At 65.9% G+C, this 23,260-nt stretch carries 24 protein-coding genes; 8 read left to right on the plus strand and 16 right to left on the minus strand.

What is annotated here, in order from left to right:
- Positions 1–50 precede the first annotated feature (50 nt).
- The 5 genes from greA to carA form a co-directional block, all read right to left on the minus strand.
- Positions 51–527 carry a transcription elongation factor GreA gene (greA, locus tag VGD28_RS13100; RefSeq protein WP_331028791.1) on the minus strand — a complete coding sequence of 159 codons (477 nt, stop codon included), beginning with the start codon at positions 525–527 and terminating at the stop codon, positions 51–53.
- An 80-nt stretch (positions 528–607) separates the two neighbouring features.
- Positions 608–3,940: a carbamoyl-phosphate synthase large subunit gene (carB, locus tag VGD28_RS13105; protein WP_331028792.1), complete on the minus strand. Its 3,333-nt coding sequence runs from the start codon at positions 3,938–3,940 to the stop codon at positions 608–610.
- Complete coding sequence (locus tag VGD28_RS13110) at positions 3,940–4,278, minus strand: hypothetical protein (protein WP_331028793.1); 339 nt, start codon at positions 4,276–4,278, stop codon at positions 3,940–3,942. The genes carB and VGD28_RS13110 overlap by 1 nt, the downstream gene beginning before the upstream one ends.
- Positions 4,275–4,646: a hypothetical protein gene (locus VGD28_RS13115; RefSeq protein ID WP_331028794.1), complete on the minus strand. Its 372-nt coding sequence runs from the start codon at positions 4,644–4,646 to the stop codon at positions 4,275–4,277. Before VGD28_RS13115 ends, VGD28_RS13110 begins: the two co-directional genes overlap by 4 nt.
- The gene (gene carA / locus VGD28_RS13120) at positions 4,643–5,818 is read right to left on the minus strand and encodes a glutamine-hydrolyzing carbamoyl-phosphate synthase small subunit (protein ID WP_331028795.1); all 1,176 of its coding nucleotides are present in this window, start codon (positions 5,816–5,818) and stop codon (positions 4,643–4,645) included. The genes VGD28_RS13115 and carA overlap by 4 nt, the downstream gene beginning before the upstream one ends.
- Before the next feature lie 134 nt (positions 5,819–5,952).
- On the opposite strand from carA, the gene VGD28_RS13125 reads away from it, so the two are divergent.
- From VGD28_RS13125 to VGD28_RS13140, 4 genes are all read left to right on the plus strand, one after another.
- Positions 5,953–6,405, plus strand: coding sequence for a GatB/YqeY domain-containing protein (locus VGD28_RS13125; protein WP_331028796.1), 453 nt, complete (start codon positions 5,953–5,955; stop codon positions 6,403–6,405).
- A gap of 1 nt (position 6,406) precedes the next feature.
- Complete coding sequence (dnaG, locus tag VGD28_RS13130) at positions 6,407–8,257, plus strand: DNA primase (RefSeq protein WP_331028797.1); 1,851 nt, start codon at positions 6,407–6,409, stop codon at positions 8,255–8,257.
- A gap of 52 nt (positions 8,258–8,309) precedes the next feature.
- Positions 8,310–10,334, plus strand: a complete 2,025-nt coding sequence (rpoD, locus tag VGD28_RS13135) for an RNA polymerase sigma factor RpoD (RefSeq protein ID WP_331028798.1) — start codon at positions 8,310–8,312, stop codon at positions 10,332–10,334.
- Between the two features lie 141 nt (positions 10,335–10,475).
- Entirely contained in the window at positions 10,476–11,576 is a 1,101-nt protein-coding gene (locus tag VGD28_RS13140; RefSeq protein ID WP_331028799.1) for a hypothetical protein, read from the plus strand.
- Between the two features lie 4 nt (positions 11,577–11,580).
- Here VGD28_RS13140 and VGD28_RS13145 read toward each other — a convergent pair whose 3' ends face one another.
- The 4 genes from VGD28_RS13145 to VGD28_RS13160 are packed head-to-tail and all read right to left on the minus strand — an operon-like array spanning position 11,581 to position 15,237.
- The gene (locus tag VGD28_RS13145) at positions 11,581–12,720 is read right to left on the minus strand and encodes an ABC transporter permease (RefSeq protein ID WP_331028800.1); all 1,140 of its coding nucleotides are present in this window, start codon (positions 12,718–12,720) and stop codon (positions 11,581–11,583) included.
- Complete coding sequence (locus VGD28_RS13150) at positions 12,717–13,661, minus strand: ABC transporter ATP-binding protein (protein ID WP_331028801.1); 945 nt, start codon at positions 13,659–13,661, stop codon at positions 12,717–12,719. Before VGD28_RS13150 ends, VGD28_RS13145 begins: the two co-directional genes overlap by 4 nt.
- A complete protein-coding gene (locus VGD28_RS13155; protein WP_331028802.1) occupies positions 13,658–14,626 on the minus strand; it encodes an HlyD family secretion protein in 969 nt (322 codons plus the stop codon). Before VGD28_RS13155 ends, VGD28_RS13150 begins: the two co-directional genes overlap by 4 nt.
- Positions 14,623–15,237, minus strand: coding sequence for a TetR/AcrR family transcriptional regulator (locus VGD28_RS13160; RefSeq protein ID WP_331028803.1), 615 nt, complete (start codon positions 15,235–15,237; stop codon positions 14,623–14,625). Before VGD28_RS13160 ends, VGD28_RS13155 begins: the two co-directional genes overlap by 4 nt.
- 187 nt (positions 15,238–15,424) lie before the next feature.
- Here VGD28_RS13160 and VGD28_RS13165 point away from each other — a divergent pair, with 187 nt between their 5' ends.
- Positions 15,425–16,090 carry a DUF6975 family protein gene (locus VGD28_RS13165; protein WP_331028804.1) on the plus strand — a complete coding sequence of 222 codons (666 nt, stop codon included), beginning with the start codon at positions 15,425–15,427 and terminating at the stop codon, positions 16,088–16,090.
- Between the two features lie 43 nt (positions 16,091–16,133).
- On the opposite strand, the gene VGD28_RS13170 is transcribed toward VGD28_RS13165, so the two are convergent.
- Complete coding sequence (locus VGD28_RS13170) at positions 16,134–16,583, minus strand: MliC family protein (RefSeq protein WP_331028805.1); 450 nt, start codon at positions 16,581–16,583, stop codon at positions 16,134–16,136.
- A gap of 150 nt (positions 16,584–16,733) precedes the next feature.
- Here VGD28_RS13170 and VGD28_RS13175 point away from each other — a divergent pair, with 150 nt between their 5' ends.
- Together VGD28_RS13175 and VGD28_RS13180 are read left to right on the plus strand one after the other, a co-directional pair.
- Entirely contained in the window at positions 16,734–17,579 is an 846-nt protein-coding gene (locus VGD28_RS13175; protein WP_331028806.1) for a MoxR family ATPase, read from the plus strand.
- Positions 17,576–17,989, plus strand: coding sequence for a GFA family protein (locus VGD28_RS13180; protein WP_331028807.1), 414 nt, complete (start codon positions 17,576–17,578; stop codon positions 17,987–17,989). Before VGD28_RS13175 ends, VGD28_RS13180 begins: the two co-directional genes overlap by 4 nt.
- Here VGD28_RS13180 and VGD28_RS13185 read toward each other — a convergent pair.
- Together VGD28_RS13185 and VGD28_RS13190 are read right to left on the minus strand one after the other, a co-directional pair.
- The gene (locus tag VGD28_RS13185; protein WP_331028808.1) at positions 17,986–18,228 is read right to left on the minus strand and encodes a helix-turn-helix transcriptional regulator; all 243 of its coding nucleotides are present in this window, start codon (positions 18,226–18,228) and stop codon (positions 17,986–17,988) included. The genes VGD28_RS13180 and VGD28_RS13185 overlap by 4 nt on opposite strands.
- A complete protein-coding gene (locus VGD28_RS13190; protein ID WP_331028809.1) occupies positions 18,228–18,698 on the minus strand; it encodes a hypothetical protein in 471 nt (156 codons plus the stop codon). The genes VGD28_RS13185 and VGD28_RS13190 overlap by 1 nt, the downstream gene beginning before the upstream one ends.
- 117 nt (positions 18,699–18,815) lie before the next feature.
- Between VGD28_RS13190 and VGD28_RS13195 the strand changes: the two genes are divergently transcribed.
- The gene (locus tag VGD28_RS13195; protein WP_331028810.1) at positions 18,816–19,766 is read left to right on the plus strand and encodes a DUF817 domain-containing protein; all 951 of its coding nucleotides are present in this window, start codon (positions 18,816–18,818) and stop codon (positions 19,764–19,766) included.
- A 26-nt stretch (positions 19,767–19,792) separates the two neighbouring features.
- On the opposite strand, the gene VGD28_RS13200 is transcribed toward VGD28_RS13195, so the two are convergent.
- From VGD28_RS13200 to leuC, 4 genes are all read right to left on the minus strand, one after another.
- Positions 19,793–20,794 carry an NADPH:quinone oxidoreductase family protein gene (locus tag VGD28_RS13200; RefSeq protein WP_331028811.1) on the minus strand — a complete coding sequence of 334 codons (1,002 nt, stop codon included), beginning with the start codon at positions 20,792–20,794 and terminating at the stop codon, positions 19,793–19,795.
- Positions 20,757–21,386: a 3-isopropylmalate dehydratase small subunit gene (gene leuD, locus VGD28_RS13205; protein ID WP_331028812.1), complete on the minus strand. Its 630-nt coding sequence runs from the start codon at positions 21,384–21,386 to the stop codon at positions 20,757–20,759. Before leuD ends, VGD28_RS13200 begins: the two co-directional genes overlap by 38 nt.
- Before the next feature lie 214 nt (positions 21,387–21,600).
- The gene (locus VGD28_RS13210) at positions 21,601–21,741 is read right to left on the minus strand and encodes a hypothetical protein (protein WP_331028813.1); all 141 of its coding nucleotides are present in this window, start codon (positions 21,739–21,741) and stop codon (positions 21,601–21,603) included.
- Positions 21,742–21,744: 3 nt separating this feature from the next.
- Positions 21,745–23,181: a 3-isopropylmalate dehydratase large subunit gene (leuC, locus tag VGD28_RS13215; RefSeq protein WP_331028814.1), complete on the minus strand. Its 1,437-nt coding sequence runs from the start codon at positions 23,179–23,181 to the stop codon at positions 21,745–21,747.
- Between the last annotated feature and the right edge of the window lie 79 nt (positions 23,182–23,260).

Genomic DNA, 23,260 nt, shown 5'->3' on the forward strand with positions numbered 1-23,260 from the left:
ACCGCCTTCGGCGGTCCCCCTCCCCCAGCAAGCTGGGGGAGGACTTAATCTCAAATAAACTCGATCTTGTTGACCTCATACCAGCGGTCGCCTGCCGGCACGGTCACCTCGACCTCTTCGCCCACGCTCTTGCCGATCAGCGCGCGGCCCAGCGGCGAGTTGTAGCTGATCCGGCCGGTCTTGGCGTCCGCCTCGGCCTGGCCGACGATCTGATACCGGATCGACTTGTCGTCCTCGTCGAGCAGCGTGACGGTCGCGCCGAACACGATGCGGTCGCCCGATAGCTCGCGCGGATCGATGATCTGCGCACGCGACAATTTATCCTCGATGTCGGCGATCGACGCCTCGATCTGGCCCTGGCGCTCCTTGGCCGCGTGATATTCGGCATTCTCCGAAAGATCGCCGTGCGCGCGCGCTTCCTCGATCGCGTCTACGACCAGCGGACGCTCCGCTTTCAGGGCCTTGAGCTGCTCGTTGAGCTTCTCATAGCCTTCCTGAAGCATCGGCATCTTCTCGACCGTCGCCATCCTACTTGTCCTTCGTCAAAACCCCTTTCCCCGGCGTGCCACTTCCGGCCCGCCCGCACCTTAACTTCCGTTGTGGGGGATCAATTGTGCGAATGCGAATAGTAGGCTTGCAGGGGCCGGACTTCAAGGGACTGGCCCGCCAGCGCCGCGATCGCCCGCGCCGCCGCCACGCTCGCCGGAGCGGTGGTGAAGTACGGAATCTTGAGCGACAGGGCCGATGCGCGGATCGATTCGCTGTCCTTGAGCGACTGCCACCCCTCTGTGGTATTGAAGATCAGCGCGATGTCGCCGTCGATGATGCGATCGACGATGTGCGGGCGGCCCTGCGCCACCTTGTTCACCCGCTCGACCGGCACGCCATTGGCTTCGAGATAGTCCGCCGTGCCGCCGGTCGCGACAATGTTGAAGCCCTGCTCGACCAGGATGCGCACGCCCGGCAGCACCACCGGCTTGTCGCCGTCCTTGACGCTGACGAAGACCCGGCCTTCGCGCGGCAGGGTCATGCCCGCGCCGAGCTGCGACTTGGCGAAGGCGATCGGGAAATCGCGATCGATCCCCATCACTTCGCCGGTGGACTTCATTTCCGGTGACAGCACCGGATCGACGCCGGGGAAGCGGTTGAACGGGAACACCGCTTCCTTGACCGCGATATAGTCGATGTCGCGGTCGATCTTCGGCAGATCCCTGAGCTTCTCGCCCGCCATCACCCGGCTCGCGATCTTGGCGATGGGCGTGCCGATCGCCTTGGCGACGAACGGCACGGTGCGGCTGGCGCGCGGATTGACCTCGATCAGATAGACCTGCCCGTCCTTGACCGCGAACTGGATGTTCATCAGGCCGCGGACCTTGAGCGCACGCGCCAGCGCATCGGCCTGGCGCTCGATCTCGGCGATCACCTCGGCGGGCAGCGAGTAAGGCGGGATCGAGCAGGCGCTGTCGCCCGAATGGACGCCGGCTTCCTCGATATGCTGGAGCACGCCCGCGACCACCACATCGTCGCCATCGGCGATCGCGTCGACATCCACCTCCACCGCATCGCGCAGATACTGGTCGATCAGCACCGGCGCGTCGCCCGACACCTGAACGGCTGTCTGGATATAGTGATCGAGCTGCTCGGGCGTATCGACGATCTCCATCGCCCGCCCGCCGAGCACGAAGGACGGCCGCGTCAGCACCGGATAGCCGATGCGCTCGGCCACCGCGATCGCTTCCTCGCGGCTGCGCGCGATGCCGTTGGCGGGCTGCTTGAGGCCGAGCTTCGCCACCAGATCGGCGAACTGCTCGCGGTCCTCGGCCAGGTCGATCGCGTCGGGCGAGGTGCCGAGGATCGGGATCCCGGCGCTCTCCAGCGCGCGCGCGAGGTTGAGCGGGGTCTGCCCGCCGAACTGGACGATCACGCCGACCAGTTCGCCCTTGGACTTCTCGACCTCGAGGATCTCGAGCACGTCCTCGGCGGTCAGCGGCTCGAAATAGAGGCGGTCGGACGTGTCATAGTCGGTGCTCACCGTCTCCGGGTTGCAGTTGACCATGATCGTCTCGAAGCCCGCGTCCGCCAGCGCGAAACAGGCGTGGCAGCAGCAATAGTCGAACTCGATCCCCTGCCCGATCCGGTTCGGCCCGCCGCCAAGGATCACGATCTTGCGCCGATCCGAAGGCCCGCTCTCGCACTCGGGCTCGCCGAAGCTCGGCGCCTCATAGGTCGAGTACATGTACGGCGTCTTGGCATCGAACTCGGCCGCGCAGGTGTCGATGCGCTTGAACACCGGGCGCACGCCCAGCTTGTGGCGATGCGCGCGCACATCGGCTTCGGTCACTCCGCCGGTCATCGCCTTGACGACCTCGCCGATCAGCCCTGAGGAGCGCGCCATCGGGCCCGCGCCCTCGCGCAGGTTCGCCGATTGCAGCGCCAGCCACGCCAAACGCTTGTCGGAGAAGCCCATTGACTTGAGCTTGCGCATCCCGGCCGCGTCCTGCGGCAGGCCGTTCGCGCAGACCTGCTCCTCGGCGCGGATGATCTCCGCGATCCGCTCGAGGAACCACGGGTCGTACTGGGCGAGCGCATTCACCTCGGCGACGGTGAAGCCCTCGCGCAGCGCCTGCGCGGCGATCAGCAGCCGGTCGGGCGAGCGGACGGCCAGCGCCGCCTCGATCACGTCGCGCGGCGCGCCCTGCAGGTGCTCGACATTGTTGAATCCGCTCAGGCCCGTCTCCAGTCCCCGCAGCGCCTTCTGCATCGATTCATGGATGTTGCGGCCGATCGCCATCACCTCGCCGACCGACTTCATCGCGGTGCCCAGCGTCGCCTCGGCGCCCTTGAACTTCTCGAACGCGAAGCGCGGGATCTTGGTGACGACATAGTCGATCGTCGGCTCGAAGCTCGCCGGCGTCGCGCCGGTGATGTCGTTCTCGATCTCGTCGAGCGTGTATCCCACCGCCAGCTTCGCCGCGACCTTGGCGATCGGGAAGCCGGTCGCCTTCGACGCGAGTGCCGAGGACCGCGACACGCGCGGGTTCATCTCGATCACGATCAGGCGGCCGTCCTTGGGATTGACCGCGAACTGCACGTTCGACCCGCCCGTCTCGACGCCGATCTCGCGCAGCACCGCGATGCTGGCGTTGCGCATGATCTGATATTCCTTGTCGGTCAGCGTCAGCGCGGGCGCGACCGTGATGGAATCGCCGGTATGCGTCCCCATCGCATCGACATTCTCGATCGAGCAGATGATGATGGCGTTGTCCTTTTTGTCGCGGACCACCTCCATCTCGTATTCCTTCCAACCGAGGAGGGACTCCTCGATCAGCACCTCGGTGGTCGGCGAGGCATCGAGGCCCTTGCGGACGATCTCGAGGAATTCCTCGCGGTTGTAGGCGATGCCGCCTCCGGTGCCGCCCAGCGTGAAGCTCGGGCGGATGATCGCGGGCAGCCCGACCTTCTCAAGCCCCTCCAGCGCCTCCGCTTCGCTGTGCGCGATCGCCGAGCGGGCGCTGTCGAGCCCGATCTTGTCCATCGCCTCGCGGAACTTGAGCCGGTCCTCGGCCTTGTCGATCGCCTCGGCATCGGCGCCGATCATGATGCAGCCGAACTTCTCCAGCGTGCCGTCCTGCGCCAACGCCAGCGCGGTGTTGAGCGCGGTCTGCCCGCCCATCGTCGGCAGCACGGCGTCGGGCCGCTCCTTCTCGATGATCTTGGCGACCACCGCGGGGGTGATCGGCTCGACATAGGTCGCGTCGGCTAGCTCGGGATCGGTCATGATCGTCGCCGGGTTCGAATTGACCAGGACGATGCGATAGCCCTCTTCCTTGAGCGCCTTGATCGCCTGCGTGCCCGAATAGTCGAACTCGCACGCCTGCCCGATCACGATGGGACCGGCGCCGATGACGAGGATGGAGGAGATGTCGGTGCGTTTGGGCATCAGTCTTTATTCAACCACTTTTCTTTGTATTGCACCATTGTCTTTCTATACTCTTCTTCGCTCATTCCGTTTAGCCAACGCCAAATTTCCGGTGACAATTTACCATTCACAACATCGTTAGAATCAGTCTCAAGTTTAGCGACAATGAATCTTCCATCAGAAAAGAAATCAGAAAAATTCTTAATGAAATCATCAATATCATATTCTGATTTTATAAAATAGCATCCGCTAAATAGAAATGACCATTTAGCGACATATTTGTTTCCAGCTATGAAGGCATCCAACTGCCGCTGCACAATTGGAGCAGATGCGTCGTATGACAGAATGTAGTTATTCATGCCCGCCCCTCCTCCCTAGAGTCAGGGTTGACATTTCCAATCAATATTTCGGAAGAGTTTTCAATAGTGCGTTGGGATCCGATTGCGTTGTCGCCAATCCGGCTTAACATTTCCATATGCTCAATATGCGATTCAGATTGCAGGCGATCTGGGTCATTTCTTGCGAAATGAGTGAAGATCCAGCAACCGACAATCACGGGGAGGCAGGCAATTGCCAGCAAGAGATACGAAAAGGGCGCCGCCGCAAAATTTGTCAGAATAAGCGACACCGGCGTAACAACAGCACTCATCCATAAAATCGGATTCATCGCGCTCTTAGTTGCGACTTGGCGGGACGCATTCGCAATATCTCGCATCGGCAATCTCATGATAGCATCCCCACGAACCGCTCAAACAGATAGAAGCTGTCCTGCGGCCCCGGCGACGCTTCCGGGTGATACTGCACACTGAACGCGCGACCGCCGTCGATCTCGATCCCGCAATTGCTGCCGTCGAACAGCGACACATGCGTCTCGGTCACGCCCGCGGGCAGCGTGTCGCGGTCGACCGCGAAGCCGTGGTTCATCGACGTGATCTCCACCGCGCCGTCGCTGAGGCGCTTCACCGGATGGTTGGCGCCGCGATGGCCCTGGAACATCTTGGTGGTCTGCGCGCCCACCGCGAGGCCGAGCAGCTGGTGGCCGAGGCAGATGCCGAACAGCGGCTTCTTCGTCTCCAGCAGCGCGCGGATCACCGGCACGGCATATTCGCCCGTCGCGGCGGGATCGCCCGGGCCGTTCGACAGGAAGATACCGTCGGGGTCGAAGCTCAGCACCTGCTCCGCGGTCGCGGTGGCGGGCAGCACCGTCACTTCAGCTCCAGCCTTAACAAGGTTGCGGAAGATATTGTGTTTGCTGCCATAATCGATCGCCACGACATGCGGCCGCTTGGCATCGACAGTGTCAACCCCGTGTATACTTCCATAGCCCTGGCCCAGCCGCCACACGCCGCCTTCCCAGCCATAATGGGTCTCCGCCGTGACGGTGATCGCCAGGTCCATGCCCTCCAGCCCCGGCCACGCCCGCGCGCGCTCGAGCAGCCAGGGAATGTCGAACTCGCCCTTCGCCGAATGCGCGATCACCCCGTTGGGCGCGCCCTGCCCGCGGATGCGCCGCGTCAGCGCGCGGGTATCGACCCCGGCAAGCCCGATCCGCTCATGCTTCTTCATCCACGCGTCGAGCCGCTCGACGCTGCGGAAGTTGGAAGGCTCGGTCACGTCCTCGCGCACGATCATGCCGAGCGCGTGCGGGTTGTCCGCCTCGACATCGTCCGGGTTGGCCCCGACATTGCCGATATGGGGGAAGGTGAAGCAGATCATCTGGCCCGCGAAGCTCGGGTCGGTCATGATCTCCTGGTATCCGGTCATCGCGGTGTGGAAGCACACCTCCCCCGCGGCATTGCCCTCGGCCCCGAAACCACGCCCCCAGATCACCTCCCCCGACGCAAGAACAAGAACGCCTGTAGCTCCTTCAGGCACGGTAAAATGCGTCGCGTCGGCCATTATGAGAGGGCGCTCCTACAGGGGTTTCCGGCAATGTGTGCTAAGAGCCGCCCGCTAGACCCCTCCCCCCTTTTCGTCAACCACCTGCGGGGTCTAATGGCGGATAATTCCGATTCACCTGTGGGTAGAAAGACATGATCCGCGACGACATCAAGGCCGCTCTCGTCACCGCCATGAAGGGCGGCGACAAGGAAGGGACCGCCGCCATCCGCCTGATCCAGAGCGCGATCAAGAACCGCGATATCGAAGCGCGCACCCAGGCCCCGGTCGCCGACGACGACGCGCTGGTGGTCGAGGTGCTGCAGAAGATGGTCAAGCAGCGCCGCGAATCGATCGAGATGTACGAGAAAGGCGGCCGCCAGGAGCTCGCCGACGCCGAAAAGGCCGAGGTCGCGGTGATCGAACGCTTCCTGCCGGCGCAGCTGAGCGAGGCCGAGACGACCGCGGCGATCGAGGCGATCAAGGCCGAGCTGGGCGCTTCGGGCATGAAGGACATGGGCCGCGTGATGGCCGAGCTCAAGGCCCGCCACGCGAGCCAGCTCGACATGAGCAAGGCGAGCGGGCTGGTGAAGGCGGCGCTTTCCTGAGGTGGCGCTGACGCCCGCCTTTCTCGACGAACTGCGCGCCCGCACCACGCTCTCGGCGCTGATCGGGCGCACCGTCAAGATCACCCGCGCAGGGCGCGAGTGGAAGGCCTGTTGTCCCTTCCACAACGAGAAGACGCCCTCGTTCACGATCAACGACGACAAGGGCTTCTACCATTGCTTCGGCTGCGGCGCGCATGGCGACGCGATCCGCTGGCTCACCGACCAGCAGGGCCTGCCTTTCATGGACGCGGTGAAGGAGCTCGCCGCCGCCGCTGGCATGGACGTCCCCCAGGCCGATCCGCGCGCCGCCGAGAAGGCGGAGAAGGCGAAGGGCCTGCACGAGACGATGGCCGACGCGGCGCAGTTCTACGTCGATCAGCTCCACGGGCTAGCCGGGGCGGAGGCGCGCGCGCTGCTCGAGCGCCGGCGCATCACCGCCGATACGGCGCGCGCCTTCGGTATCGGCTTTGCGCCGGACTCCCGCACCAAGCTGCGCGACACGCTCAAGGCCTATGGCGATCCGATGCTGGTCGAGGCCGGCATGCTGATCCAGGTCGAGGGCAAGGAGCCGTATGACCGGTTCCGGGGCCGGCTGATGATCCCGATCCGCGACGCGCGCGGCCGCGTGATCGCGTTCGGCGGGCGCATCATCGGCGAGGGCGAGCCCAAATACCTCAATTCCCCTGAAACCCCGCTCTTCGACAAGGGGCGCACGCTCTACAATCTCGATCGTGCGCAGGCGGTGGCGCGCAAGACCGGGCGCGTGATCGCGGTCGAAGGCTATATGGACGTGATCGCGCTGGCCCAGGCCGGGTTCGGCGAAGCGGTCGCTCCGCTCGGCACCGCGCTGACCGAGCATCAGCTGGAGCGGCTGTGGCGCATGGCGGACATCCCGCTGCTCGCCTTTGACGGCGACGCGGCGGGACAGAAGGCGGCGATCCGCGCTGCGCATCGCGCCCTGCCCCATCTCGGCCCGGGCCGCAGCCTCGCCTTCGTCACCCTGCCCAATGGCCAGGATCCCGACGATCTCGTCCGATCGTCAGGCCCGCAGGCGTTCGAGGCGCTGCTCCAGGCAGCCCAGCCGCTCGCCGACCGCATCTGGCATCACGAGCTTGCCGCCGAGCCGCTGGAGACGCCCGAGGCGCGCGCGGGCCTCAAGCGCCGCCTGTCCGATCTCGCCGCGACGATCCAGGACGGCAATGTCCGCCACGAATACGTCACCGAGTTCCGCAACCGCTGCGACGCGCATTTCGCGCCCGCGCCGCGCAGCTTCACGCCGCGATCGCCCGGTCGCGCGCCGGGGCGTCCCGGCCAGCGCTGGCAGCCGCCCGAGCCGCCGCCCAGCCCCACCGTCCAGGCGCTCGGCGCGACGGGGATCGACCGCGTGCTCGCCAAGGCAGTCCTCGCCGGGCTGATCCGCCACCCCGCCGAGATCGCCCGTCACATGGAGACGCTGTCGGGCCTCCGCCTCGCCGACGGCGCGCTCGGGCGGCTGTTCGAGGCGGTGGTCGATGTTGCGCTCGAAGATCAGGCGCTTGATACCGCTCGCCTGCGCACCATATTGGCGGCGTCCGGTTTTGATCAGATAGCAGCGGAACTGCTCCGCGCCGACACGCTTCCTTTTACCTTCACGCAGAAAGAGTGGGATGCGGGGCGGGCGGCGCTCGACCTTGGCGAGGCGATCGCGGTGCTTGTCGCAAGGCCGCAGGTCGATGCCGCGCTGGCCGAGGCAACGGCTGCGGTTCAGGCGCGTTTCAGCGACGAGGCGTTCGAGCGTCAGGTGGCGCTGGTGCGGCGCAAGGCGGAGCTGGAGGCGCGACTCGCGAATCTGATGCTTGCGGACGAGGCATAATTCAGGAATAGGCGGCGTATAATAGCCGCCATCCGGTTTTCAAAGGCAATCGATGGCAAAGGCAATGATGACTGACGGCGCGGACACGACCGAGGCTGGCGATGCGCCGCTGATCGACCTCAACGAAGGGTCCATCAAGAAGCTGGTCGCGCGCGCCAAGAAGCGCGGTTACATCACCGTCGACCAGCTCAACGAGATGCTCCCGCAGGACCAGTTCACCTCGGAGCAGATCGAGGACGTGATGTCGGCCCTGTCCGACATGGGCGTCAACGTCGTCGAGAACGAGGATGTCGGCGAGGACGAGCAGCCCGAGGACGACACGCCGGACGAGGTCGATGCGTCCGACAAGGACGACGAGCCCTTCGAGATCGCGAAGAAGAAGGAGACGGTCGATCGCACCGACGATCCCGTCCGCATGTACCTGCGCGAGATGGGTGCCGTCGAGCTGCTCAGCCGCGAGGGCGAGATCGCGATCGCCAAGCGCATCGAGGCCGGCCGCGACACGATGATCCTCGGCCTGTGCGAATCCCCGATCACCTTCAACGCGATCATCGGCTGGTCCGACGCGCTCAACGAAGGCACGATGCAGCTGCGCGAGATCCTCGATCTCGACGCGATGCTCTCCAAGGGCCCGTCGGCCGAGCAGGTCGAGGGCGCCGAAGAAGACGATAATGGCGAGATCAGCGAGAAGACCGCCGGCGCCAGCTTCAAGGAAGAGGAGGAGCCCGAGGAGGCGCCCGCCGACGACGATGACGACGAGCTGACCGAGCGCCGGGCGCCGCGCCAGTCGGACGACGACGAGGAGGACAATACCCTCAGCCTCGCCCAGATGGAGGAGACGCTCAAGCCGCAGGCGCTCGAGCGCTTCGCCAGCATCACCTCGATCTACAAGAAGTTCAGCAAGGTTCAGCAGCAACGGCTCGACGCGATGGCGGCGGGCGGCGAGCTGACCGCGGCGGACGAGAAGAAGTACCACAAGCTGCGCGAGGAACTCACCGCCGAGGTCGAGTCCGTGCAGTTCCATCAGGCGAAGATCGAGTATCTCGTCGACCAGCTCTACAGCTTCAACCGGCGCCTCACCGCGCTGGGCGGCCAGATGCTGCGCCTTGCCGAGCGCCACAAGGTCAACCGCAAGGACTTCCTCGACCGCTACATGGGCCATGAGCTCGACGAGCAGTGGCTGGGCGCGGTCGGCGGACTCGACAAGAAATGGGCCGCGTTCGCAGCGAACGAGGCCGCCGCGGTCGATCGCATCCGCGTCGAGGTGAGCGAGATCAGCCAGCAGACCGGCATGGCGCTCACCGAATTCCGCCGCATCGTCAACATGGTCCAGAAGGGCGAGCGCGAGGCGCGCATCGCCAAGAAGGAGATGGTCGAGGCCAACCTCCGCCTCGTCATCTCGATCGCCAAGAAATACACCAACCGCGGCCTGCAGTTCCTGGATCTCATCCAGGAGGGCAATATCGGCCTGATGAAGGCGGTCGACAAGTTCGAGTACCGCCGCGGCTACAAGTTCTCGACTTATGCCACCTGGTGGATCCGTCAGGCGATCACCCGCTCGATCGCCGATCAGGCGCGCACGATCCGTATCCCGGTGCACATGATCGAGACGATCAACAAGCTCGTGCGCACCAGCCGCCAGTTCCTCCACGAGCAGGGCCGCGAGCCCACGCCCGAGGAGATGGCCGAGCGCCTCTCCATGCCGCTCGAGAAGGTGCGCAAGGTGATGAAGATCGCCAAGGAGCCGATCTCCCTCGAGACGCCGATCGGCGACGAGGAGGATTCGCACCTCGGCGACTTCATCGAGGACAAGAACGCGATCATCCCGGTGGACGCCGCGATCCAGGCGAACCTCAAGGAAACGGTCACCCGCGTCCTCGCCAGCCTCACCCCGCGCGAAGAGCGCGTGCTGCGCATGCGCTTCGGCATCGGCATGAACACCGATCACACGCTGGAGGAAGTCGGCCAGCAGTTCAGCGTGACGCGCGAGCGCATCCGCCAGATCGAGGCGAAGGCGCTGCGCAAGCTCAAGCACCCGAGCCGCAGCCGCAAGATGCGCTCGTTCCTCGACCAGTGATCGCCGGATCGCGATGAAACGGAAAGGGCGGGGTTTTCCCGCCCTTTTTCGTTGCCGCACCACCTCTGCGGTTGCAGCCGCCCACGCCTTCGCATATTCATATTATGACTTATCATAGTATAAAACGGGAGAGCGGTGACCATGGCACAGCGGACATTCGCGATTGCGGCGGCATTGTTGGCAGGAACCGCGTCCGCGCAGAACTATAATCTCGACCAGCGCGACGCCAGCTTCCGCGAGAAGCTGACCATCATCGAAGAAGCGCAGGCGCCGGTGATCGGCCCGGACAGCAATCAGCTCGGCGACAACAAGTCGGGCTTCGAGACCGGGATGACGCTCAAGATCGACGGCACCTACCACCTCTTCATCTCGGAGATGTTCGGCCGGCCGCATCTCGACCTTCGCATCGCTCACTGGACCAGCCCGGACGCGACCAACTGGACGCGCCAGGGCACTGTGGTCGACAGCATGCCTGGCCGGTCGCACCTCAACCACCGCTCCGAAGTGTGGCTGCAGGGCGTGATCTTCGACGAAAAGACCGATCGCTGGAACCTGTTCTACATCGCCTATCGCGGCGGCAATCGCGAGAAGGGCGAAGCGCTCAACCTCGATTATGAGGGCATCGCGGTCCGTGCCGTATCGCAGACCCCTGGCCGCAAGGGCATTGGCGGGCCGTACAAGGACGCCGGCGTGTCGATGGCGCCGGGCGGCAAGGACGCCGCCAAATGGGAGGGACAGCAGGGCCTCGACAGCTTCTTCCCCTACAAGGTCGGCAACAAATGGGTCGCGCTGCACGGCAGTCACAACCATTTCCCGGTCTCGCCATGGTACGTCGGCGTCGCGACAGGCGACAGCCTGACCGCAACCAAATGGACTCGCGTGCCGAGCGAGCAGCCCTCGCCGATCGAGAGCCTGTTCATCGAGAACCCGATCGTCGAGAAGCTGCCCAACGGCCATTACATGGCTCTCTATGATTCCAACCACTTCACGCCGGTCCAGCCCGATCTGCCGGCCCGGCCCAACAACTCGGTGGGCTACAGCGTATCGACCGACGGCATCCGCTGGCACCAGGGCCGCTCGCTGATCGTGCAGTCCGACGCGAATAACTGGGCCTCGGACATCCGCACCCCGCTCGGCCTGGTGGCGGAGGGGAACGGGGTTTACACGATCCTCTATACCGGCCGCATGAAGGACAAGCCGTTCTGGGCGATCGGGAAGGTCAAGGTGAAGCTCAGCGAGTGAGGCGCTACTCCAGCGTGTCGCCGTAGCGCCGCACCGCGATCACCGCGAAGACGGCACCGAGCGCGGCGAGGATGAGGAGTTGGGGCAGCGCCTCGCTGGCGTACCAGCCCTTGAGCATCACCCCGCGCACCACGCGGAGGTAATGGGTGACGGGGAGCAATTCGCCCAGCCACTGCGCCCAGCGCGGCATGCCGGCATAGGGAAAGGCGAAGCCCGAGAGCAGGATGCTGGGCAGGATGTAGAAGAAGCTCATCTGCATTGCCTGCATCTGAGTCCTGGCGAAGGTCGACAGGGTGAAGCCGAGCAGCAGACTCACCGTGATGAAGACGAGCGTCGCCAGCGCCAGCAGCCACGCGGCGCCGGCAAAGGGCACGCTGAAGATCAGCCCCGCCAGCACCACGATGATCACCGTCTGCGCCGCGCCGATCAGCACATAGGGCATGATCTTGCCCGTCATCACCTCCATCGGACGCAGCGGCATGGCGAGCAGGTTCTCCATCGTCCCGCGCTCACGCTCGCGCGCGACGGCGATCGACGTCATCATCACCATCGTCATCGACAGCACCACCGCGAGCAGGCCCGGGACGATGTTATGGCTGGTGATCCCCTCCGGATTGTAGCGGCGCTGGATCACGACATCGACTGGGGACGGCGCGGCGGCGCGCGCGGCGAGCGGCCCGATCAGGTCGTGGCGCAGGCCCGAAAGCACCGCCTGCTCGACCGCGAAGGTGGCGTTGCCGGTGGCCGCCGGATCGGTCGCGTCGGCGAGGACCAGTAACTGCGGCCGTTCACCGCGGACCAGGTCGCGAGTGAAGTTGGTGGGCACGACGATCAGGAACTGCACCGATCCGCGGCGCAACATCGCCTCTCCCTCCCCCGGCCTGGTCACCGGCACCAGCTCGAAATAGGAGCTGGCACGCAACGCACTCTCGACCGTCCGGGTGATCGCGCTGCGGTCGTTCATCTCGATCGCGGCACGCAGGTGGCGCGGATCGTTATTGATCGCGAAACCGAACAGGATCAGCTGGACGAGCGGCAGGCCGACGACCATGCCGAAGGTGAGGGGATCGCGGCGCAGCTGGTGCACCTCCTTGGCCAGCACCGCCCAGATGCGCCGCCAGGCGAGAATGACGCCCTGCGTCATGCGGCCGCCTGCGTGCTGTTGTCGGTGGCACCACGCATCAGGTGGATGAACACGTCCTCCAGCGTCGGCTCGGTCTCGCGCCAATTGATCTCCGGGGCGACGTCAGCCACCGCCGTCCGCAACGCCGCCATGTCGCGGCCGCAGACATGGACGGTCGGCCCGAAGGCGGCGGCCATCGCTACGCCCGGCGCCCGCTCCAGCTTGGGAGCGAGGCGATCGGCGCCCGGCCCCTCCCCGGCCAGCGCGACGAGCCCCGATTGCGCGACGATCTCGTCGGCGGTGCCTCGCGCGAGCAGCACTCCGTAGGCGATGTAGGCGATGTCGTGGCAGCGCTCGGCCTCGTCCATATAATGGGTCGAGACGAGCACCGTTGTCCCCTCCGCCGAGAGCATGTGCACCTGATCCCAGAATTCGCGCCGCGCGAGCGGATCGACTCCTGCGGTGGGCTCGTCGAGCAGCAGGATCTCCGGGTCGTGCAGCACGCATGCCGCCAGCGCGAGGCGCTGCTTCCATCCGCCCGACAGCGTACCGGCGAGTTGGTCGGCGCGAGTCTCGAGGCCGAGCCGCTCGAGCGCCGCGCCCACCCGTTTCGTCTTGTCATCCAGCCCGTATGCGTCGGCGACGAAGGCGAGATTCTCGCGGATCGTCAGGTCCTCGAACAGGCCGAAACGCTGGGTCATATAGCCGATCCTGCGCTTGATCAGCTCGCGCTGAGTGCGCAGGTCCATCCCAAGCACCTCCCCCCCGCCGCCATCGGGGATCAGCAGACCGCAGATCATGCGCAGCGTCGTGGTCTTGCCCGAGCCATTGGGGCCGAGGAACCCGCAGATGCGTCCGCGCCCGACGTCGAGCGAGACGTTGTCAACCACCGTCCGGTTGCCGAACCGCTTGGTCAGCCCCTCGACCGAGATCGCCGCATCGCTCGAACGGGTCGGATTCATCGGGGCAGCACCTCGACCGGCAGGCCGGGGCGGAGCCTCTCGATCCCGCTGTCGGGATAGGCCTCGACCAGAAAGACCAGCTTCGACCGGGCTCGTTCGCTATAGATCACCGGCGGGGTGAACTCCGCCTGCGGCGCGACATAGCGCACGGTGGCGACGACAGGCCCGCCGCAACCGTCGCAGGTCACGCTGACCTTCGTCCCCGGCCTCAGCGCTGACACGGCGGCCTGCGGCGCGTAGAAGCGGATGCGGATCCGACCCGGCGGCAGCAGCCGGACGACCGGCGTGTTGGCGGTCACCCACTCGCCGGGGTTGAAATAGGTCTGCTCGACCAGGCCCGCGACCGGCGCGAGCGGCGCGATCTCGTCCCCGCGCCGCCGCTGCGCCGCAATCGCCGCCTGAGCCGCGGCGATCTGCGCATCGGCCGCGGCGATCTGGTCGGCACGGCCGGGCAGTTCCCCCGAGGCCTCGCTCGCCTGTGCCTGGCTGAGCGAAGCGCGCGCGCTTTCCGCCGCGGCGCGCGCCGCGTCGAGCTGGACCTTGGTCGCGAAACCGCGCTGGGCGAGCGTCGCGATACGCTGATAATCGCGCGTCGTGCGCGTCACCTCGGCCCGCGCCGCGGCTTGCTGCGCGCGGGCGACGTCAAGCTCGGCTGGCCGCTGGCGCGCCTTGGTCAGGTCGTCGCGCTGCGCCTGCGCGGAAGCGAGCTGGGCCTCGAGCCGCTTCAGCTCGGCCTCGGTCGTCGCGGCGTTGAGCGCGAACAGCGCCTGCCCTGCCGCGACCTGCCCGCCCCGCTGAACGTTGAGCGTGGCAAGCTGGCCCGAGACCGGCGCCGCAACCTCGATCCCCTCGCCCTCGACATAGCCGAGCCACGGCTCAGGCCCTTCGTCGCGCCCGAACGCCAGCCAGATCAGCGCGGCCAGCACTGCAAACCCGATCGCCGCCAGAGGCAAGATCCGCTTCACGTCCGCTCTCCCGTCGCAAGCCCATGGAGGATGACATCGATATGCGCGGCCGCGAGCGCCTCCATGTCCACCGGCTTCGCGCCGACCGGCTCGAACACTGTTTTCCATAGCGCGCCGAGCAGCAGCGCGCCGGCGACGCTCCGCGCCGTCAGATACGGATCGATCGGCCGGAAGCTGCCATCGGCAACGCCGCGGGCGATGATGTCCGCGATCAGCCGGAGGATCCGGTCCACCGCATGATCGTGATAGGTCCGCGCCATCTCGGGAAAGTTGCCGCCTTCGCCGATGACAAGTCGGGGCAGGAACGCGATCTCCGGCTCGGCAAGTTGCGCCGCCCCGAGCCGGACCAGTGCCTCGAGCTGCGCTGCGGGCGTGGCGGAATCGAGCGCAGGCGGCAGCGCTGCCGGCAGCCGCGTCTCCAGCATCCAGTCCACCAATTCCCCGAACAGGGCCGCCTTGTCGGCGAATTGCAGATACAGCGCAGCCTTTGAGATGCCGACCCCGGCCGCAACATCCTCCATCCGCGTTCCGGCATAGCCGCGTGCGGCAAATTCGATGCGGGCAGCGTTCAATATCGCTTCGCGGCGATTCGGCGGGGTTCTGCGGGGCATATGAGGTAAATAACTGACCAGTCAGTTATTGAAAAGCCCTGCGCCTCCACTGATCGCGTCCTGCGATCCCTTCACCGTGGTAAACTCTCCATCAACCAGGTCTTTACGTGCTTCGGTATAACCCTGTGGGTCACAGCAGTTCCCGCAGGCGCCGGATGTCCCGGCGCGGATCAGGCATGGGGATCGAATGGCTTTGAAGTCGGTGCAAACGGCGGGCCTTGGCGGCGCTTCGGGCACGTTGACGGCGCTGGTCGCCGCGGACGGCAGCGCGAGCCACCGCTTCCTGACGCGGTTGACCACCGGCATCGCGCCGATGCGCGACCTGGCCGACGCGGTGCACATGATCTGCTTGCTTCACGCCCGGCACCCAGATGTGGTCGAGCAGGCCGCGTCACACTCGCGCGAACCCGCCACCACAGGCTGGATGGCGCAGGCGGCGGAGGGCTTCGCGGCCGAGCGCGCGTTCATCGTCCGCCTCGTCGCCGCTGCCGGACCGCTGCCCAGCACCCCTGGCCAGGCCCAGTCCGAAGCGGCCGTGGCGGCCCAGCGTCATGCACTCGACATGCTCGCCCAGTCGGACCGCACCGGTTGCGCCGACGGCACCGCGATCGCGCTGGTGCTGGACTGGCCGGTGATCCGCGGCCTGCTCGACCTCGCAGCCGAGCGCCTGGGCCTCGATTCGCCCGCATCGCCCCTGCCCCCGGTGCACGAGACCGCAACGGTGATCGACGCGCTCGCTGCGACCCTTCCCGCGGAGCGCGCGATGCTGTTCGGCGCACAGCAGATGCTGGCCCAGCATCGCGGCATCTGGGACGTGCTAGAAGCACGCGCATCGGCTCGCGACATGCTGTAATCTGAAGGGCGGGACGCGATCTTTCGCGCCCCGCCATCCCGGATCAGCCCTTGCGCGGGCTGCAGCTCGAAACCTTCTTCTCATCGGCGTCGGTGCCGCCGACCTTGCCCTCGAACAGGGTCCCTTCCTCGCCCTTGGTCCACCAGACCAATGTCTTGCCTGCCGAGCGGCCCTGATCCGTCGCATATTTCGCGCCGCTCGCTGCCTGCACGCCGGTCAGGTCGTAGCTCTTGTCGGCGATCGTCAGCTTCGCCTTGGGCGCCGCGCCGCTATTGTCGTAGGTGGCGCTTAACAGCAGCGCAGGCATGCAGTCATAGGCAACGGTCGTCGGCGCGGCCGCCGTGGCATTGCCAGGAGCCGTGTCATTGGCCGTCAGGGCCGGCTCGGTGGTGTCCGCCGGCACAGTCTCGGCCTTCTTCCCGCAACCGGCGAGAAGCGCGAGTGCCAGGATCGGCGAGCTGGCAAGAAGGGATCCGGAATACGACTTGGGCATCGGACGTTCCTCTCTGTTGGCAAGCGCGGCGCTGAGTCGAACCGCGCGCGGACTGTACGAAAGCGCCTTCGCACTGGCAAACCGCTTGCGCGGACGCCCCCGGTCCCGCTACCCGCATACCCGATCTTCCAACTTCACGCGGGAAAGCAGATGCGCTTCGAAGGCACTCAAAGCTATGTCGCGACCGACGACCTCAAGGTTGCGGTCAACGCCGCGGTCACGCTGCGCCGCCCGCTATTGGTGAAGGGCGAGCCGGGCACCGGCAAGACCGTTCTGGCCTATGAGATCGCCAAGGCGGTGGGCGCACCGCTGATCGAGTGGAACGTCAAATCGACCACCAAGGCGCATCAGGGCCTGTACGAATATGACGCTGTCGCCCGCCTGCGCGACGGCCAGCTCGGCGACGAGCGTGTCCACGATATCTCGAACTATATCCGCCGCGGCAAATTGTGGGAGGCGTTCATGTCCCCCACCCTGCCCGTACTGCTGATCGACGAGATCGACAAGGCCGATATCGAGTTCCCCAACGACCTGTTGCAGGAGCTCGATCGCATGGAGTTCCATGTCTATGAGACCGGCGAGACCGTGCGCGCCGCCGAGCGCCCGATCGTCGTCATCACCAGCAACAACGAGAAGGAGCTGCCCGACGCATTCCTGCGCCGTTGCTTCTTTCACTACATCAAATTCCCCGATCGAGAGACGATGCAGGCGATCATCGACGTCCACTTCCCGGGCATCCAGAAGCTGCTGGTGAGCAAGGCGATGGATATCTTCTACGACATTCGCGAGGTTCCCGGCCTCAAGAAGAAGCCGAGCACCAGCGAGCTGCTCGACTGGCTCAAGCTCTTGCTACACGAAGACATGCCGCTCGACGTCCTCCAGTCGCGCGATCCGAGCAAGGCGATCCCGCCGCTCCACGGCGCCCTGCTCAAGAACGAGCAGGACGTGATGCTGTTCGAGCGGCTGGCGTTCATGGCGAGAAGGCAGGCGAAGTGACCCACGCGGCCGGATGCCTGTGCGGTGCGGTCCGCATCGCGATCGATGCGGAGCCGCTTGCCGCGCGGCAATGCTGGTGCCGGCTCTGCCAGTATCTCGGCGGCGGCACCGCGACGGTGAACGTCTGCTTCCCGAGCGAGGCCGTGACCACCACCGGCGAGGTGCGCTGGCATGAGAGCATCGCCGACAGCGGCAACCGCATGCGGCGCGGCTTCTGCCCCGAATGCGGCACCCCGATCTTCAGCCTCGCCGAAAGCCGCCCGCACCTGACCTTCATCCGCGCCGGGGCACTCGACGATCCGAACCTGCGCGCGCCGGAGGCGGTGATCTGGACCAGCGCGGCGCCCGAATGGGCATGCCTCGACCCGGACCTGCCCCAATATCCCGCGCAGATCCCGCCCGTGGCCTAGGCTGCGTCGGCCTCCTGCACGGTAGCGTCTGCCGGATCAGGATCGTAGCCCAGCAGGTCCCCCGGCTGGCAATCGAGCGCCAGGCACAGGCGCGCGAGCGTCGCGAAGCGAATCCCCCGCACCTTGCCGGACCGGAACAGGGACAGCTGTGTCTCGCTGATCCCGACCTGCCGAGCCAGTTCCTTGCCCGTCATTCCGCGATCGGAAAGCACCGCGTCCAGCGTCACCACCATCGGCATCAGAGGATGCCGTCCAGCTCGGCGCGCATCCGGGCTGCATGGCGCAGCGGCCGCGCGATCAGGATGAGCAGCAGCCCGGCGGCACCCAGCGTGATCGCGGTGACATCGAAATTGGCCCAGGGCCAGGGCCGCCCCAGCGCAAACCGCGTGAGCCATGGCTCGGCGAAGACGTGCAGCATGCCGCCAAGGAACATGAGCGCGCCAACCTGAACCAGCAGCGTCGCGACGACCCCCTCGACAGCGTTTCCCCGCGCCAATGCCGCAAAGGCACGGTAGATCGTCCAGATCGCGGCGAGATAGCACAGCATCGGCAGCATCGTGATCAGCTGCACCAGCTTTGCCGATCCACCGCGGTCCGGCGCAGCCAGCCCTGTGGCGTTGAGCGCCATCCCAAGTGCCAACACCGCGAGCACTGCGAGCGTCAGGTTGCGGGCGATCGCCGCGTCCCGTTCATTCCTGGTCCCTTGCAATGCAGCCTCCCGTCATCTGAATTGATGCCTAAGTTAAATATCCGATCAATATATTTAAGCAAGAGATAAATTCGTAGATGAACTTGCGGCTCGGCATCGAATAGCTATCAAGACCGGGTGGACGACGGGCACGCGCACCCCTCTGCTGGAGCAACGCGGTTCGCCCGCATCCGCGCGCGGCTGGAGGCGACGCAGCCGATCTCGGGCTGGCAGGGCGCGCTCTACGAGTTCCTGCTGTTCGGCTTCAAACAGGGTTGGGCGTGCCTGTTCGGCGGGCTGATGCTGGCGCTGCTGCTCGCGACGCACCTGTTCTATCCTCCCGGCATGCCGCTGGCGCGATACGATTTCCTGACGATCGGCGCGGTGGCGATCCAGCTCGGCATGCTCGCCTTCCGGCTGGAGAGCTGGAGCGAGGCGAAGGTGATCCTCGCCTTCCACGTGGTCGGCACGGTGATGGAGCTGTTCAAGACGGCCTATGGCTCATGGCTCTATCCGGAGCCCAGCCTGTTGCGGATCGGGGGCGTGCCGCTGTTCTCGGGCTTCATGTATGCGGCGGTGGGCAGCTATATCGCGCGCGTCTGGCGTATCTTCCACTTCCGCTTCGAGAATTATCCGCCGCGCTGGACGACCTGGGTGCTGGCGGCGGCGATCTATATCAACTTCTTCGCGCACCACTGGCTGCCCGACGTCCGCATCGCGCTGTTCGCGGCAACCGGTCTGCTGTTCTGGCGGACCAAAGTGTGGTTCACGCCGTTCCGCACCCCGCGCTGGATGCCGTTGCTGCTGGGCTGGCTGCTGGTGGCTTTGTTCATCTGGCTCGCCGAGAATCTTGGCACCTTCTCGCGCGCGTGGCTCTATCCGGGGCAGGAGAATGGCTGGGCGATGGTCCACCCGGGCAAGCTCGGCGCCTGGTATCTGCTGATGATCATCTCGTTCGTGCTGGTGTCGCTGGTGCGGCACGAGCGCGGGGGATCGCCCGAAGTTGACGAAGTTACGCAAGTCCCGCTTGAAACTGTCACCTTTGTCCGAATCGACGATTCAAAGAGCGAATCTGACCCAAGCAGTTGAAATCCAACATTGCAAGCGGCGGATTCTCAATCCGCGACCTTCACCACGAGCTTGCCGATCGCCCCCCGCCCCGCGAGCTTGGCGATCGCCTTGCCGCCGTCCTCGAAGGCGAAGGTCTCACTGACATGCGGGTTGATCTTGCCCGCTTCCCACAGGCGGAACAGGTGCTCGACATGCGCGGCATTGGCCTTGGGGTCGCGCGCGGCGAAGGCACCCCAGAACACGCCGCACACGTCGCAGCTCTTGAGCAGGGTCAGGTTGAGCGCGAGCTTGGGGATTCCTGCCGGGAAGCCGACGACGAGATAGCGTCCTTCCCACCCGATCGAGCGCAGCGCCGGCTCGGCATAGTCGCCGCCGACGGGGTCGTAGATCACCTGCGCGCCGTCCGGGCCGACCGCGGCCTTGAACTGCTCGGCCAGCGCCTTGGACTGATCCTTGTCGAACGGTGCGCGGCCATAGATCACGGTCTCGTCCGCGCCCGCAGCTTTTGCCGCTGCTGCCTTTTCCTCGCTCGACGCCGCCGCGACCACGCGCGCGCCGAACGCCTTGCCCAGCTCGATCGCCGACAGGCCGATACCGCCCGCTGCGCCCAGGATCAGCAGCGTATCGCCGGCCTTCAGGCGCCCGCGATCGAGCAACGCATGGATGCTGGTGCCATAGGTCATCAGCAGCGACGCGCCCTGTTCGAAGCTCTTGCCCTCGGGCAGCGGATAGAGGCGGCGGCGATCGACCGCGACCTTCTCGGCGAGGCCGTTCCAGCCGGTCGAACCCAGCACGCGGTCGCCGGGCCTGAGGTCCGTGACGCCCTCGCCCACCGATTCCACCACACCCGCGATCTCGCCGCCCGGCGCGAAGGGGCGCGGCGGCTTGAACTGGTACTTGTCCTCGATGATGATGACGTCGGGATAGTTGATCGCGCACGCCTTGATCGCGACCACGACCTCACCCGGCTTCGCCACCGGATCGGGCAATTCGCCGATCGTTAGAGTTTCAGGTCCGCCTACTTCCCGCGACAGCAAGGCCTTCATTACCGCTCTCCCGCTTGATCCACGGGCGCTCGACAGCGACCGTCGACTCATATTTAGAAATCGCGGTATCCTTTGCCAGCGTCAGGCCGACCTCGTCCAGCCCTTGCATCAGGCAATCGCGACGGAACGGGTCCATGTCGAAGGTGAAGCGGTCCTGATAGGGCGTCGTCACGGTCATCGTCTCGAGGTCGATCGTGACGGAATCGGTCTTCGCGACCTCTACCAGCCGGTCGACCGCCTCCTGCGGAAGCACCACGGCGACGATGCCGTTCTTGAACGCATTGCCCGAGAAGATGTCCGAATAGCTCGGCGCGATCACCGCGGTGATGCCCATGTCCTTGAGCGCCCAGGCGGCATGCTCGCGGCTCGACCCGCAGCCGAAATTCTCGCCCGCGATCAGGATCGGCGACCCGGCATAGCGTTCGTCGTCGAAGATGTTGCCCGGCTCGGCGCGCACGCTCTCGAACGCGCCCTTGCCGAGGCCCTCGCGGCTGATCGTCTTGAGCCAGTGGGCGGGGATGATGATGTCGGTGTCGATATTCTTGGCGCCCCAGGGATAGGCGCGCCCTTCGACCTTCTTCACGGGTTGCATGTGACACTCCAGATATGACCGCCGTGATGTCGGGGCCGGCGGGCAGCATTTCCTGTCCTCCCCCGCCAAGGGGAGATGCCGCCGAAGGCGGCGGACGGCGACGTACGATCGAGGGGATATGGCCGTCCTCCCCCTCCGTCACGCTGCGCGTGCCACCTCCCCCTGGCGGGGGAGGATTTGATGAATCCAAGGCTCGAAGCTACCGTCCCTGCTCTCAGCGGGCGATGCGGCCCTGCGGCTTGGCCGTACCGGGCTTCGCACCCGGTTCGCTCGCCTGGACGTTCGCGGCAGCCCAGACCGCTGCGGCTCCGCTCAATGCCGTACCCGCCACCAGCAACACCAATACGCGCTTCACTGGTCATCCCCCTACAAGGTCACGCACGTCGGTGAGCCGTCCCGTCACCGCCGCCGCCGCCGCCATTGCGGGTGAGACGAGGTGGGTCCGAGCCCCCGGACCCTGCCTTCCTACGAAATTCCGGTTGGAAGTGGAAGCGCAGCGTTCGCCGGCCGGCACCTTGTCCGGATTCATCGCCAGGCACATCGAGCAGCCCGGCTCGCGCCATTCGAACCCGGCCTCCAGGAAGATGCGATCCAGCCCCTCGGCCTCGGCCTGGCGCTTGACCAGCCCCGAGCCGGGCACGATCAGCGCCTGACGGATGCCGTCGGCGACATGGCGGCCCCTCACCACATCCGCCGCCGCGCGCAGGTCCTCGATGCGGCTGTTGGTGCAGCTGCCGATGAAGATGTTCTCGACCGCGATGTCCTGCATCCGCGTGCCGGGCTTCAGGCCCATATAGTCGAGCGATTTCTGCGCCGCGACGCGCTTGGCGGGATCGGCGAAGCTCTCGGGGTCAGGGACCACGCCGGTGATCGGCACCACATCCTCGGGGCTGGTGCCCCAGGTGAGCGAGGGCGCGATATCGCTGCCGTTGAGCGTGACGACGCGGTCGTAAACCGCGCCTGGATCGGTCGGCAGCGTCTTCCACCACGCCACCGCCTGCTCCCATTGCTCGCCCCTGGGCGCCATCGGGCGGCCCTTGAGATAGGCGAAGGTCTTCTCGTCGGGCGCGATCAGGCCCGACCGTGCGCCGCCCTCGATCGACATGTTGCTGACGGTCAGCCGCCCCTCGATCGAAAGGCCGCGGATCACATCGCCGGTATATTCGACGACATAGCCGGTGCCGCCCGCCGCACCGGTCTTGCCGATGATCGCGAGGACGACGTCCTTGGCCGAGACGCCGAAGCCGAGCGTGCCGTCGACGCGGATCTCCATCGTCTTGGACTGGGCGAGCAGCAGCGTCTGGGTGGCGAGGACATGCTCGACCTCGCTGGTGCCGATGCCGAACGCCAACGCCCCCAGCGCGCCATGCGCTGAGGTGTGGCTGTCACCGCAGACGAGCGTGGTGCCGGGAAGCGTGAAGCCCTGTTCGGGCCCGACGACATGGACGATGCCCTGCTCGGCCGCGGTCGCGCCGAAATAGTCGATGCCGAACTCGGCGACATTGCGCTCGAGCGCGGCGAGCTGCTCTGCGCTCTGCGGATCGGCGATCGGCAGGCGGTTGCCTGCGGCGTCGACGCGCGGCGTGGTCGGCAGGTTGTGGTCGGGCACGGCGAGCGTGAGATCGGGCCGCCGCACGCGCCGGCCATTGGCACGAAGCCCCTCGAACGCCTGCGGGCTGGTGACTTCGTGGACGAGGTGGCGGTCGATATAGATGAGGCACGTGCCGTCGTCGCGGCGCTCCACGACGTGCGCGGCCCAGATCTTCTCGTACAGGGTGAGCGGTCTGCTGGACATGATGCCGCCCACTTACGCCTTTGTTGCGCCGGAGCAAGCGCAGGCGGCATTTTCGTGCGCGAAGCTGGAGTTGGGCGTT

The sequence above is a fragment of the Sphingomonas sp. genome (assembly GCF_036402235.1).
Lineage (GTDB): Bacteria > Pseudomonadota > Alphaproteobacteria > Sphingomonadales > Sphingomonadaceae > Sphingomonas.